Annotated in this window: 9 protein-coding genes; 7 read left to right on the top strand and 2 right to left on the bottom strand. The window is 60.0% G+C overall.

The genetic code is table 11. The features are described from left to right. Positions 1–60 precede the first annotated feature (60 nt). The 4 genes from BMZ42_RS11390 to BMZ42_RS11375 all read left to right on the top strand — a co-directional run bounded on the left by BMZ42_RS11390 (position 61) and on the right by BMZ42_RS11375 (position 5,677). A complete protein-coding gene (locus BMZ42_RS11390) occupies positions 61–1,218 on the top strand; it encodes an OmpP1/FadL family transporter (RefSeq protein ID WP_091522379.1) in 1,158 nt (385 codons plus the stop codon). Positions 1,219–1,497: 279 nt separating this feature from the next. Beyond that, complete coding sequence (locus BMZ42_RS11385; RefSeq protein ID WP_091522377.1) at positions 1,498–2,472, top strand: TerC family protein; 975 nt, start codon at positions 1,498–1,500, stop codon at positions 2,470–2,472. Between the two features lie 219 nt (positions 2,473–2,691). After that, positions 2,692–4,527, top strand: a complete 1,836-nt coding sequence (gene ilvD / locus BMZ42_RS11380) for a dihydroxy-acid dehydratase (RefSeq protein WP_091522375.1) — start codon at positions 2,692–2,694, stop codon at positions 4,525–4,527. Between the two features lie 343 nt (positions 4,528–4,870). Then, complete coding sequence (locus tag BMZ42_RS11375) at positions 4,871–5,677, top strand: tetratricopeptide repeat protein (RefSeq protein ID WP_091522373.1); 807 nt, start codon at positions 4,871–4,873, stop codon at positions 5,675–5,677. Between the two features lie 97 nt (positions 5,678–5,774). Here BMZ42_RS11375 and xth read toward each other — a convergent pair whose 3' ends face one another. Together xth and erpA are read right to left on the bottom strand one after the other, a co-directional pair. Beyond that, positions 5,775–6,560, bottom strand: a complete 786-nt coding sequence (gene xth / locus BMZ42_RS11370) for an exodeoxyribonuclease III (protein ID WP_091522371.1) — start codon at positions 6,558–6,560, stop codon at positions 5,775–5,777. Beyond that, complete coding sequence (erpA, locus tag BMZ42_RS11365; RefSeq protein WP_091522369.1) at positions 6,560–6,910, bottom strand: iron-sulfur cluster insertion protein ErpA; 351 nt, start codon at positions 6,908–6,910, stop codon at positions 6,560–6,562. Before erpA ends, xth begins: the two co-directional genes overlap by 1 nt. A 96-nt stretch (positions 6,911–7,006) precedes the next feature. On the opposite strand from erpA, the gene BMZ42_RS11360 reads away from it, so the two are divergent. The 3 genes from BMZ42_RS11360 to BMZ42_RS11350 all read left to right on the top strand — a co-directional run bounded on the left by BMZ42_RS11360 (position 7,007) and on the right by BMZ42_RS11350 (position 13,298). Further along, the gene (locus tag BMZ42_RS11360) at positions 7,007–8,221 is read left to right on the top strand and encodes a deoxyguanosinetriphosphate triphosphohydrolase (RefSeq protein WP_091522527.1); all 1,215 of its coding nucleotides are present in this window, start codon (positions 7,007–7,009) and stop codon (positions 8,219–8,221) included. 57 nt (positions 8,222–8,278) lie between these two features. Then, positions 8,279–10,036, top strand: a complete 1,758-nt coding sequence (argS, locus tag BMZ42_RS11355; RefSeq protein WP_091522366.1) for an arginine--tRNA ligase — start codon at positions 8,279–8,281, stop codon at positions 10,034–10,036. A gap of 103 nt (positions 10,037–10,139) precedes the next feature. Then, a complete protein-coding gene (locus BMZ42_RS11350; protein ID WP_091522363.1) occupies positions 10,140–13,298 on the top strand; it encodes an SPOR domain-containing protein in 3,159 nt (1,052 codons plus the stop codon). Positions 13,299–13,324 lie beyond the last annotated feature (26 nt).

Raw genomic sequence — 13,324 nt, 5'->3', positions numbered from 1 at the left:
TTTTGCATGCAGACTTCAGGTTGGAGTGCCTTGAAACACAGGCATTGGAGGGAGATCTAGATGACATCGAAACCAGTTCTCGCAATCGTCGCGGGCAGCATTGTGCTGTTGGCGGGGGCGACTGCACATGCCGGAGGTTTTTCTCGCGGTTCTGCAGATACGGATATTCTTTTTGAGAAAAGCAATTTCGATCTGCGGGCTGGTGTGACGCATGTCGTGCCGACGCGTAAGTTTACCGTACACTCTGACCCGGCTCTCGTCGGCAAGAGTTATACGTCGAGTTACACTGTGCCTTCCGTCGCAGTGAAGGCGAGGCTGGCGGATCAGCTTGCCTGTGCTGGCACCTACGTGCAGGCTCATGGCGGCGACACGAATTATGAAGGACGGACGACGGCTGGCAAGCTGGTCGAGAACATGGGCGTTGATGAATATGCGCTCACATGCTCCGTCAATTTCCAGGTTGGCAGCGGAAATCTGCACCTGCTTGGCGGCGGCTTCGTCGAACAGTTCAACTACAAGCGCACCCAGCTGGCCGATATCGGCCCAATGGTCGGCGCGCCGGTTCCCGTGCTGGTGGACGCAGGTCTGCGTCTGAACGGAACGGACTACGGCTACCGTCTTGGTGTTGCGTATGAAATTCCCGATATCGCTTTCCGCACGCAGTTGATGTACCGCTCCGGCACATCCTATGGCGCGAACGGCAACTTTACGCTTGGGTTGCCTGCGATGGCAGGTGGTCCGCAGACAGTTGCTGCTACCGGCACTGGAAATCTTCCTCAAAGCGTTGAACTGAAGGTTCAGAGCGGCATCGCGCCGGGCTGGCTTGCATTCGGTTCGGTCAAATGGACCGACTGGAGCGTGCAGCGCGCTCTGGTTGTCACAACGCCGCTGACAGGCGCTGTGCCTGACACCTATAACTGGAAAGATGGCTGGACTGTCTCGGGTGGTATCGGACACGCCTTCAACGAGCGTGTTTCCGGTCTGGCAGCCATAAGCTGGGATCAGGGCGTTGGTACAGGCTGGGATCTCTCGAGCGATACCTGGACGTTCTCTCTGGGCGGCTCGGTGAAGGATAATATCGGCGGTGAGTTCCGTGGCGGTCTTGGTTTTACCTACCTGACCTCTGCTTCGGAGACTCGCTACCCGGCAGGACAAAACAACGCGGTTGGCGCAAATTGGGCCTACGCCTTCAACCTGGGCTACAAGCTCGGCTTCTAATTTTGTTCGCTCTGCGGGCTATTTGAACGCAACCCGGTCTGGCAAATCGCTGGACCGGGTTTTTCAATTCTATGCGAGGGTTCCAGCCTGCCGAACGTCTTTGCAGGATCAAGTTTCGCGAATACTGCTGATATTTGCGCGATTTTACTTGAAATCGTGCCGGACGTGCCTCATTTTGGGGTTGTCACCCGGGCCGGGCCCCTCTGGCAGGCGAGGCGTCGCCTGTGATGTCGGACCGATCGACGCCGCGCCAACGCAGCGCTACCGAAAACTCTCACCATGTTTGACCATGAATGGCTTTGGCCCGGATTCTTGGCGTTCGTCGCCCTGATCCTGTTTTTTGACTTGTTCGTCCTTCATCGAAAGGACCACGTCATTTCCACCCGCGAGGCGCTACTGACCGTTGGCGGCTACGTTTCGCTGGCAATGCTTTTTGCAGCTTCGATCTTCTATTTTGAAGGCGCTGATCGCGGCTCTGAGTTCCTGACCGGTTATCTTGTCGAGCAGGCCCTGTCTCTCGACAATATTTTCGTGATGGCGTTGATTTTCGCCTACTTCAAAGTGCCCGAAGAGGCGCAATACCGCGTGCTGTTCTACGGCATCGTCGGCGCAATCATCATGCGGCTTTCGTTGATCGTCCCTGGCGTCAAGCTAGTCGATCAGTTCTGGTGGGTCGGCGCACTTCTTGGCGTCGTGCTGCTGGTCTCCGGCTACAAGATGATGACGTCGGACGACGAAATGGCAGACCCCGGCAATAGCCGCGTCGTGAAATGGCTGCGTTCAACCGGACGCGTCACCGAGGAATATGAAGGCTCCAAGTTCCTGACGAGACGCAATGGCGTCCTGTTCATGACACCGTTGTTCCTCGTGCTGGTAACGGTTGAGATCACGGACCTCGTGTTCGCGGTCGATTCGATCCCGGCAGTTCTGGCGATTTCGAATGATCCGTTCATCGTCTTCTCGTCTAACGTGTTCGCGATCATGGGCTTGCGTGCCCTGTTCTTTGTGCTTTCGGGCATGATGCGCGAATTCCGCTTCCTCAAGCACGGTCTGTCCCTGGTGCTGATCTTCGTTGGCGCCAAGATGCTGGTTCAGCATTGGTACAAGCTCCCATCCGCGATTTCGCTCGGCGTGGTCGGCTTGCTGATTGTCGGCTCCGTCATCGCCTCGATCCTGATCAAGGAAGAGACCGAAGCTTCGGACGCTGACAAAGTCGAAGCCAAGGGTAGCGAAGGCGAGGCAGGTAGCGCCTGACCTGACGTCAAGAGACTATTGACGGACGAATGAATGGGCCGTATCGGGGGAGTACCCGCCGGTACGGTCCATTTCTTTTTTTGATCAGTTCCGGTATTCTGTAGGCAGGAATGCCGCCGGCTCAGCACGAGGTTTCGGCAGGCATATAGATAACAAGGGCTGACGTAGCGGACCGTCTGGTGTCAGCACGCCTCAGCTGAGAAAGAGACTGGAATCGCTATGCCTCCTTATCGCTCCAGAACCACCACACACGGTCGCAACATGGCAGGGGCGCGCGGCCTCTGGCGCGCAACAGGCATGAAGGATGGCGATTTCGGCAAGCCGATTATCGCGGTGGTTAACTCGTTTACCCAGTTCGTGCCGGGCCACGTCCACCTCAAGGATCTGGGCCAGCTCGTCGCGCGGGAGATCGAGGCGGCGGGTGGCGTGGCGAAGGAATTCAATACCATTGCGGTCGATGATGGGATCGCGATGGGCCATGACGGCATGCTTTATTCGTTGCCCTCGCGCGAAATCATCGCGGACTCGGTCGAATACATGGTCAACGCGCATTGCGCTGACGCCATGGTCTGCATTTCCAATTGCGACAAGATCACTCCCGGCATGCTCAATGCCGCCATGCGTCTCAATATCCCGTCGGTGTTTGTTTCCGGCGGTCCGATGGAAGCAGGCAAGGCGATCCTGCATGGTCGCACCCAGGCACTCGATCTCGTTGACGCGATGGTTGCAGCTGCCGATGACACCATGTCCGATGAAGATGTCGCCACCATCGAGCGCTCGGCGTGCCCGACCTGCGGCTCGTGCTCTGGCATGTTCACCGCCAATTCGATGAACTGCCTGACCGAAGCGCTTGGCCTGTCGCTGCCCGGTAACGGCTCGACGCTGGCAACCCATGCCGACCGTCGCCGCCTGTTCGTCGAGGCCGGCCATCTGATCGTCGACATCGCCCAGCGTTACTATGAGCAGGACGACGACAGCGTGCTGCCGCGCAATGTCGCCAACAAGCGCGCATTTGAAAACGCTATGTCGCTCGATATCGCCATGGGTGGCTCCACAAACACCGTGTTGCACATTCTGGCGGCGGCACATGAAGGTGAAATCGAATTCACCATGGCGGATATTGATGCCCTGTCGCGCAATGTGCCGTGTCTTTCCAAGGTCGCTCCCGCCAAGGCGGACGTGCACATGGAAGACGTCCATCGCGCCGGCGGCATCATGCGTATTCTTGGCGAACTGGATCGCGGTGGTTTGATCCACCGTGACACTCCCACGGTTCACGCTCCGACATTGGGCGACGCCATCGACCGCTGGGACATCACCCGCACGAAGAGCGAAAGCGTCCATAATTTCTTCAAGGCGGCGCCGGGTGGCGTTCCGACTCAGACCGCGTTCAGCCAGCAGGCCCGCTGGGACGAGCTGGACACTGATGGTGAAAATGGCGTCATCCGCTCCGTGGAGCATCCGTTCTCGAAGGATGGCGGTCTGGCAATCCTTGAAGGCAACATCGCGCTCGACGGTTGCGTGGTGAAGACCGCTGGCGTCGACGAGTCGATTCTCGTCTTCTCTGGTCCTGCCATCGTCTACGAGAGCCAGGATGCCGCCGTGAAGGGCATTCTCGGCAATGAGGTGAAGGCTGGCGACGTCGTTGTCATTCGCTATGAAGGCCCGAAGGGCGGTCCGGGCATGCAGGAGATGCTCTATCCGACCAGCTATCTGAAGTCGAAGGGGCTGGGCGCGTCCTGCGCGCTGCTCACTGATGGACGCTTCTCCGGCGGCACGTCCGGTCTGTCGATCGGCCACGCGTCTCCTGAGGCGGCGCAGGGCGGTGCGATCGGTCTTGTACACAATGGCGACATGATCGACATCGACATCCCCAACCGCACGATCAATCTGCGGGTCTCGGATGAAGAACTCACACGTCGCCGCGCCGAGCAGGACAAGCTGGGCTGGAAGCCGGCTGCCCCGCGCAAGCGCAATGTGACGACGGCGTTGAAGGCCTATGCAGCCTTTGCGTCCAGCGCTGACAAGGGCGCGGTACGCATTCTGCCTGAATAGGCACAGCTTCCCTGCCAGTATCTAAATCTGCCCAACGCCCGTGCCAGTCACGGGCGTTGTCATTTGTGCTGTTTCAGCAACACTTTCTATACATCAGTTGGGCTATGGTGCCCGGCATCGAGGGGGTGCCCACTTCCCGCCATAAACAGGTCGCTACCTCGTATACACAACAAAGGTGCCGGAGAGCGCCGAACCAAACAGAGAGGCCGCTGGCGTCCGCGGCAAGGATTGAGATGAACGCTGTGATGTCTTCGGGTTTGCCACATATTTTTCGCCACCGGGCGGACGATGGCATCCGGATTCATGACGACATCTCTGGTCAGGGCGAGAGAAGCGCAGGATCATGAGTATCTCGGAGTTTCTTAGAACTGGTCTGGTCTGCACCGTCGCCATAGGGGCGCTCGGAGTTGCAGCCGAGAGCGCTCACGCGCTCGACCAGTCGGTTATTGGTAATCCCAACGAAAAGCAGCGCGACCCTTGGGCGGCCTTTCGTCTCGGCTTTTCCGCTTACCAGAGCGGGCAGAAGGAGCAGGCGGTCGAGGCCTACCGCTATGCCGCTGACAATGGACAGATCGGCGCGCGCTGGAAGCTGGCACGCATGTATGCCGAAGGCGACGGGGTTGCCCAGAACGATTATCAGGCGTTCCGTTTCTTCCAGGAGATCGCCTCGCAGGACGTTGAGCCCGGTTCGCGTGAGCAGAACTACGTGGCCGACGCGCTGGTTGCGCTGTCGGGCTATGTGCGCACAGGCATTCCCGGCACCCCAATTCACGCAGATCCGCAGACCGCACAGGACTATCTGCGGACAGCTGCCAATCTCGGCAACCCGTCGGCCCAATTCGAACTCGGCAAGATGTTCCTTCAGGGCGATGCTGGCGGCAAGGCAAGCGTGCAGCTTGCCGGCAACTGGCTCCAACTAGCGGCCGAAAAGGGCCACACCGGAGCGCAGGCGTTGCTTGGCAACCTCCTGTTCCAGAGCGGCCGCGCTGTTCGCGGTCTTGCCATGATGACCGCAGCACTCGAGCGTGCGGAAAAGGGCGACAAGCCGTGGATACGCGGCATGCAGGAAGAGGCTTTTGCGCTCGCTCAGGAAAGCGACCGGCGTACCGCCATCGCGCTGGCCCAGGATATCATCGCCAAGGGCCACTGATTTCTGCTGGAACGAGACTCGTCAGGTGGTCGCTTGATGGACAGCAGGCACCTGCGCGTGAACTCGACCATCACGCGCAGAAGATTTCATAACCCATTCAATTAAAAGCTAATTCCGCTGCCACCGGCACGTGATCCGACGGCTTTTCCCAGCCGCGCACATGCTTTTCGATCGAGGCTGAAGCGAGACGATTCGCGGCTTCCGGCGACAGCAGCAGATGGTCGATGCGGATGCCGTTGTTCTTCTGCCACGCACCCGCCTGATAATCCCAGAACGTGAACATCTGCTCGTCGCTCACCGTGCGAATCGCCTCGGTGAAGCCGAGATATTCAAGGCGACGCAACGCGCCGCGGCTCTCTGGCTGATAGAGGGCGTCGTTCACCCAAAGCTCCGGCTGCCGTGCGTCGATCGGCTGCGGGATGACGTTGTAATCGCCGGCCAGCACCAGCGGTTCTTCCAGCGCCAGCCGCTCGGCCGCCCAGCGCTCGAGGCGCTCCATCCAGCGCAGCTTGTAACCAAACTTGCGATCTTCAGTGATCGGGTTGCCGTTGGGCAGGTAGAGCGAGACGACGCGTAAAACACCACCATCCGTGGAGATCACGCCCTCGATGAAGCGTGCCTGCTCGTCTTCGTCATCGCCGGGCAGGCCGCGATTGACCTCGTCAAATCGCAGTTTGGATAGGATCGCGACGCCGTTGAAGCCTTTCTGGCCATGTGTTTCGATGTGATATCCCATCGCTTCGATCTCGAGGCGTGGAAACCCTTCGTCAACGGACTTGATTTCCTGCAGGCACACGATGTCGGGCTGGCTCTCTTCAAGCCAGTGCAGCAACACGTCGATACGGGCTTTGACCCCGTTAATATTCCAGGTAACGATTTTCATCAGATCGAGAACGACGTTCCGCAACCGCACGAGGCAACTGCGTTGGGGTTACGGATCTGGAAGGACTGGCCCATCAGATCGTCGACGAAATCGATGATTGATCCGCCCATATAAACCAGCGACAGATCGTCGATGAACACCGACGCGCCATCGTTCTCGATGACGACGTCGTCGTCGTTGCGGTTATCGACCAGATCCATCTGATAGGAAAACCCGGAACACCCGCCGCCTTCGACCGAAACGCGCAACGCAATCTTGTCAGGCTGCTTGGCGATGATCTCCTTGATCCGCTTGGCAGCAGCGTCGCTCAGCTGGACGGTTTTCATGTCATTCTTTGCATCGACGCCCATGGCGGTCACCTTGCCTTCTCATTCATCCAATAGGTATGAAGTGGACAGGGGCAAGTCAACGCCCGCACATCTTGGGGCCGACCTCACGTGACGGAACTGACATCATCGTTTGACGGAATCGGCTTCGGCTATCGACCGCGCGCAGTCTACGCCTGCGATCCGTCCCGAAGCCGTGGTCGGTTCTATCCGGAGCCTGAAAGCCCAACCCGCACGCCGTTTCAGCGCGACCGCGACCGCATCATCCATTCCACCGCTTTTCGTCGCCTCAAGCACAAGACGCAGGTCTTCATCGCTCATGAGGGCGATCACTATCGCACCCGCCTGACCCATACGATCGAGGTGTCGCAGATCGCGCGCGCATTGGCCCGCGCTCTCAGCGTCGATGAGGATTTGGCCGAAGCCATCGCGCTTGTGCACGATTTCGGCCACACGCCGTTCGGTCACACTGGCGAGGACGCGCTGGACGAGATGATGGCGCCGTGGGGTGGGTTCGATCACAATGCCCAGTCGCTGCGCATCGTCACGCGCGTCGAGCGCCGCTACGCCGAATTTGACGGCCTCAATCTCAGTTGGGAGACCTTGGAGGGGCTGGTCAAGCACAATGGGCCGCTGGTTGATTCCGAGGGCAGGGCGTTGAAAGACCCGGTTCCCGCCACGATTCTCAACTTTTCCAGCCTGTTTGACCTCGAATTGGGAAAATTCGCCTCTATCGAAGCTCAGGCAGCGGCGATAGCCGACGATATCGCCTACAATACCCACGACATTGATGATGGCTTGCGCTCCGGCCTTCTGACGCTCGACATGCTGGAGGATGTCGCGCTTCCCGGCGGCATACTTGCGCAGGTCCGAGAGCGCTATCCGGCGCTCGATCCGGTCCGCACCGGCCATGAGCTGATGCGCAGGCAGATCACTGCCATGGTCGAGGACGTAATTACCAACTCGCGTGCGAATCTTGCCGCGCTCGCGCCCAACTCCTTGCAGGATGTACACGATGCCGGACAGACCATCGTCACATTCTCGGATGAAATGGCTGCGCTCGAGAAGGAGCTGAAGGCGTTTCTCTACGCCAATCTCTACCGCCACCCGGATGTCATGGCTGTTCGACGCAACGCGGATCAGATCGTCCGCGATCTTTTCGGGCGCTATTTTGCCAATCCGCGCGACATGCCGGAAGGCTGGCGCGAAGGCCTGGATCGTGCAGACGAGCGCATCAAGGCGCGCGATGTCGGAGACTTCATTGCAGGCATGACCGACACTTATGCGGTGAAAGAACACCGCCGCCTGTTTGACCGGACTCCCGAATTGGGTTAGTTCAGCGCCGAATTGGCGGCCTTTCGGGCGGTTTCAAACCCCATCGGATTAACAACCATGAATATTTTCGCGCAGTTCGCGTCGCGCATCGAGCAGGCAATCGGCACGCTGGGCCTGGTCCCACAGGCGGGCGGAGAGCTTGATCTGACCCGAGTCGCCGTCGAGCCGCCGCGCGATCCGAGCCATGGCGACCTTGCGACCAATGCGGCAATGGTTTTGGCGAAGTCCGTCGGGCAAAATCCGCGCGCGCTCGCAGAGCAGCTGGCCGCGGCGTTGCGTTCCGATCCCGATGTGGCCGCTGTCGAGATTGCCGGGCCCGGCTTCGTCAATCTGCGGCTGGCCGACGGTTTCTGGCAGGCCCGCCTTGGCGATATGCTAGAAGCCGCTGAAAATTATGGTCATTCGACGGTTGGCGGTAACAAGAAGGTCAACGTCGAGTACGTTTCGGCCAACCCGACTGGCCCGATGCATGTCGGCCATTGCCGTGGCGCCGTTGTCGGCGACGCGCTGGCCAATATCATGGGTTTTGCCGGCTACGACGTCACCAAGGAATATTACATCAACGACGCCGGCGCGCAGATCGACGTTTTGTCGCGTTCGGTGATGCTGCGCTACCGCGAAGCGCTGGGCGAACAGATCGGCGAGATCCCGGCCGGCCTCTATCCCGGCGATTACCTCGTGCCGGTTGGCAAGGCGCTGGCCGACGAGTTCGGCACCAAGCTGTTGTCCATGCCTGAAGAAGAGGCCATGGCGCTGATCAAGGATCGCACCATCGACGCGATGATGGCGATGATCCGCGAGGATCTGGCCGCGCTCAATGTTCGCCACGAGGTGTTTTTCTCCGAGCGCACGCTCCATGCCAACAACGCCAGCGCCATTCGCACGGCTATCAACGATCTGACCCTCAAGGGCCATGTCTACAAGGGCAAGCTGCCGCCTCCGAAGGGTGAGAAGAGCGACGACTGGGAAGACCGCGAGCAGACCCTGTTCCGGTCCACCGATGTTGGCGACGACATGGACCGCCCGCTGATGAAGTCTGACGGGGCCTACACCTATTTCGCCGCCGACGTTGCCTACATGAAGGACAAGATCGAGCGCGATTTCGAGCAGCTGATCTTCATTCTCGGCGCTGACCACGGCGGCTATGTCAAGCGCATGGAAGCGCTGGGCAAGGCTCTGTCGGGCGGCGCTGTCGACGTCACTATTCTGCTTTGCAATCTGGTCAAGCTGTTCCGCGATGGCGAGCCGGTGCGCATGTCGAAGCGTTCAGGCGAGTTCGTCACCCTGCGCGACGTCGTTGACGAAGTGGGGCGCGACCCGATCCGCTTCATGATGCTCTATCGCAAGAGCACCGAGCCGCTTGATTTCGACTTCGCGAAGGTGACCGAGCAGTCGAAGGACAACCCGGTCTTCTACGTCCAGTACGCGTCGGCCCGTTGCCATTCAGTATTCCGCCAGGCCAACGAGCAGTTGGGCAGCTCCAGCGTGCCACGTTCGGCGATGAAGGCAGCGGCGCACTTGCTCACGGATGAGGGCGAGCTGTCGATCATTCGCAAGCTGGCTGAATATCCGCGCCTTATTGAGTCGGCTGCGCAGTCGATGGAGCCGCATCGTCTGGCGTTCTACCTGTACGATCTCGCGCAGACCTTCCATTCGCACTGGAACCGGGGATCTGAGAACCACGACTTACGCTTTATTAAGGTTAACGAGCCAGAATTGACCCACGCCAGACTGGGTTTGGTGCAGGCCGTTTCGGACGTATTGTCGTCTGGGTTGGCGCTGGTCGGGGCTGATGCTCCAGCCGAGATGCGCTAAACTACGCGTGATTCCTGTCACCTTTTACCCACAATACGCTGGTAGGGCCGAACCTATGTGACGTCGCCGGCGTCCGACCGAGTGTGAGTGCGGGAAAAATACCATGGCAGACAACAATCAGACCCGACGTGACGATTTTGGCTTTGCTGAAAACGATCCGTTTGCTGAACTGACCAGAATCATGGGGCATGACCCGCGTGGCGAGGCGGGCAGCGCCGCGCAGCAAGCGTCCGCTGTCAGCCCGACGGCGGTCGAGCGCGATTCGTTTGCGGGCGACTTCGATATCGATCTTGAAAAAGAGCTGATGGGCGATTTCGAATTCGATGAGTTCGACCAGCCGCAGGCATCCGTTGAGGTCACATCGTCGTCGCCGCAATCCTATGCAGCGCCAGAGCCCGTCTCCGCGCGCTACGAAACCAGCTATTCAGATCAGTCGACCGCATATCAGCAGACAGCCTACGCTCCTGCGGTTGAGCCTGAGCCCGACTATGCTTCGTCGGCCTATGAGCCTGCGCAGGCAGATGCGCGGGACGAAATCGATCTTCGCGTTGAGGAATTGCTGGAGGCTGAGTTCGAAGCATTCAATCTTCCGTCAGAGGTTGAGGATTTTGCGCCGGAAGAGCCGACTTTCTCCATCGAGGCGCAAGCAACCGCCTATCATGAGCCTGAAGTCGTCGTCGCTGATGTTTCTCCGCAGCTGGAATCCTATTCGGATGATCCGGTGGAGGCCGAAATTGACCTCGACGCCGATCTTGGTCTTGCGCTCGCTGCGGAAATGAACGTGGCCGCCGAGCCTGCCTATGAAGTCGAGCCAGACTATGCGGCCGAGCCTGCGATGGCGGCGCAGTCATGGGATGCAGTTGCGGCGGTTGAAGAAACGTCCGTGCCCGCATGGGAGCCCGACCCTGTCGAGGCTGTCGCAACGCAGCCCTTGTCGGAACAGCCCGAGCCCGCAACTGGCGAATTTGATCTCGATGCCGAGCTTGCACGCGCCCTGCAGGGCGAAATGACGAGCGCGGAACCAACCTATGAAGTTGCGCCCGTTGCCGAGGCCGAGACTGTGTCGTGGCAAGAGGAGCCGGTGGCTGAAATTGAGGCTTCCACATGGGAGCCTGAGCCTGTGGTTGCTCCGGTCCCTGTCGAAGAACCCGACACGCTGGAAGACGAACTGGCGGCGTTGCTGGCCGAAGATTCAATCATTCCAGCAGTTAGGACCGAGCCGGCATTCAGCGCGCCGACCAACACCTATGGCCGCGCTAATTTCATTTCGCCGCGCGCCGAAGAGCCTTATCGCGAGGCGGTGGATGCGCCAGCTCCTGCCTTTGAACCGGTAAACGAGCCTGTTGTCGAAGATGTCGAGCCGTTCGCTCTCGACGAAAGCGATTTCGACTTTGATGTTCCGGCAATGGAAGAGCCCGAGCCAGTCGGCGAGCCAATCTCGTTCGAGCCGGCGCCAGTTCCGGCAGCGTCTCATGTCGAGCCCGAAGTTGAATCGTCTCTTGATGACGAGTTCGCCAATTTCTTCGAGGCTGATTTCGAACCTGACTTGGGTGAGGTTACCGAGCCGGAGCCGGCGTTCTCCTACGCTGCAAGTGAGGTAACGCCATCCTACGCGACCGCTACTTCGCCTTCGTGGAGCTCGTCGGCAGATCAACGCGACACCGCTTTTGCAAGCGGCTCCGCCTATCCGGCGGCAGCCAGCGCGCCCTCGGCCTTTCCGGAGCTTCAGCCGGAGCAGCCGACGATGAGCGCTGCCGCCTCTTACGCGGCATTCCCGGCCCATGCGGCGACACGTGAGGAAATGCCGGAGATCGAGACTGTCGACGTGGTCGAGGCCGTTCAGCCGCTGTTCGACGACCTCGAAATCCCTGAAGCTGATTATGGCGACGAAGAGCCTCTGCTTTTCGACGATCTTGAGAGCGAAATCTCGCAAGCGTTTGGCGGACATGCCGCAGATCCCGCTGCAGAAGAGCCTGCAAGCTGGAGCGCAGCGGCGGTTCCGGCTGCTGCCGCGGCGGTGACTGCCGCAGCTGCGTCCCATGCCTATGCGGGCGGCGCTGGCAGCAATAGCTTCGCGGACCAGCAGCAGGACGACGCCACCCAGGATTCGGGACAGTGGACGCCAAACACGGCGCTTGCTGACGACGGTTTCGACTATGAGACCGATCTGGAGCAGGCGATCGGCATGGCCTCTTATGAGGACCGCGCTTCGCCACCGTCGCATCGTCGTGGTGTGATGATCGCGGCAGCGGTTCTCGGTGTCGCTGTCGTCGGTGGCGCGGGTCTCTACGCGATGTCGCTGTTTGGGGGCGGTTCGGATAGCCCTGCGATTGTCCGTGCCGATAACGATCCGATGAAGGTTCGCCCGGAAAATCCAGGTGGCGCGACGGTTCCCAATCAGGACAGCCAGGTCTATCAGCGCGTGACGGAAGGTGGGCCGACGGCGGCTCCCGGCCAGGAGCGCCTGATTGCCAATACGGAAGAGCCGATCGACGTGACGGCTCAGGTCGAAGACGCGGAGATTCTGCCGCCTTCGTTCAGCTCCGGCGTGGACGGCGAAGACACGATCGAAGGCCTTGCCAAGTCCGAGGACCGTATTCTGCCGGAAGCCGAGCCGGGCGTTGCGGGAACACCCGAAGATCTGGCCGCAGTCGCGCCGCGCCGTGTGCGCACCATGGTCGTGCGTCCGGATGGCACGATGGTTCCGCGTGAGGAAATCGCGCCTGAAGTATCTGAACCCGTTGTCCAGCAACCGCAGGAAACGGTGCTTGGTCAGCCAACTACTCCGGTTCCCCCGCTGGGTGAAGTTCCGGGCATGGATCAGGCTGCGTCTCAGGATGATGGCCCGGTCGTCAACACACCGGAAAGCGTTTCGGTTGTCCCGACGCCTCGCGTTGCACCGCAAACCAGCGTTGCGCAGGCACCCGCCGCCGCGCCATCCCCGGCTCCGGTCCAGCAGCAGGCACCAGCAACGCCGGTTTCCGCACCAGCTGCAGCTGCGCCTGTTTCGGGAGCCACCAGCGAATGGTCGATGCAGGTTGCATCGCAGCCGACTGCCGAGGGCGCTCAGGCCGCCTATCAGGATCTGGCGCGTCGTTATGGCAGCGTGTTGCAGGGGCGTGGTGTCAACATCGTTCGCGCCGACATTCAGGGCATGGGCACCTATTACCGTGTCAGGATTCCGGCGGCGAGCCGCGACGAAGCGATCCAGCTCTGCACCCGCTACAAGTCGGCTGGCGGCAGCTGCTTCGTGTCGCGCTGATCGCGTTATCCTATGAGAAGCACTCG

This window comes from Aquamicrobium aerolatum DSM 21857 (genome assembly GCF_900113935.1).
GTDB lineage: Bacteria > Pseudomonadota > Alphaproteobacteria > Rhizobiales > Rhizobiaceae > Aerobium > Aerobium aerolatum.
This window is presented reverse-complemented; position numbering and strand designations above follow the sequence as displayed.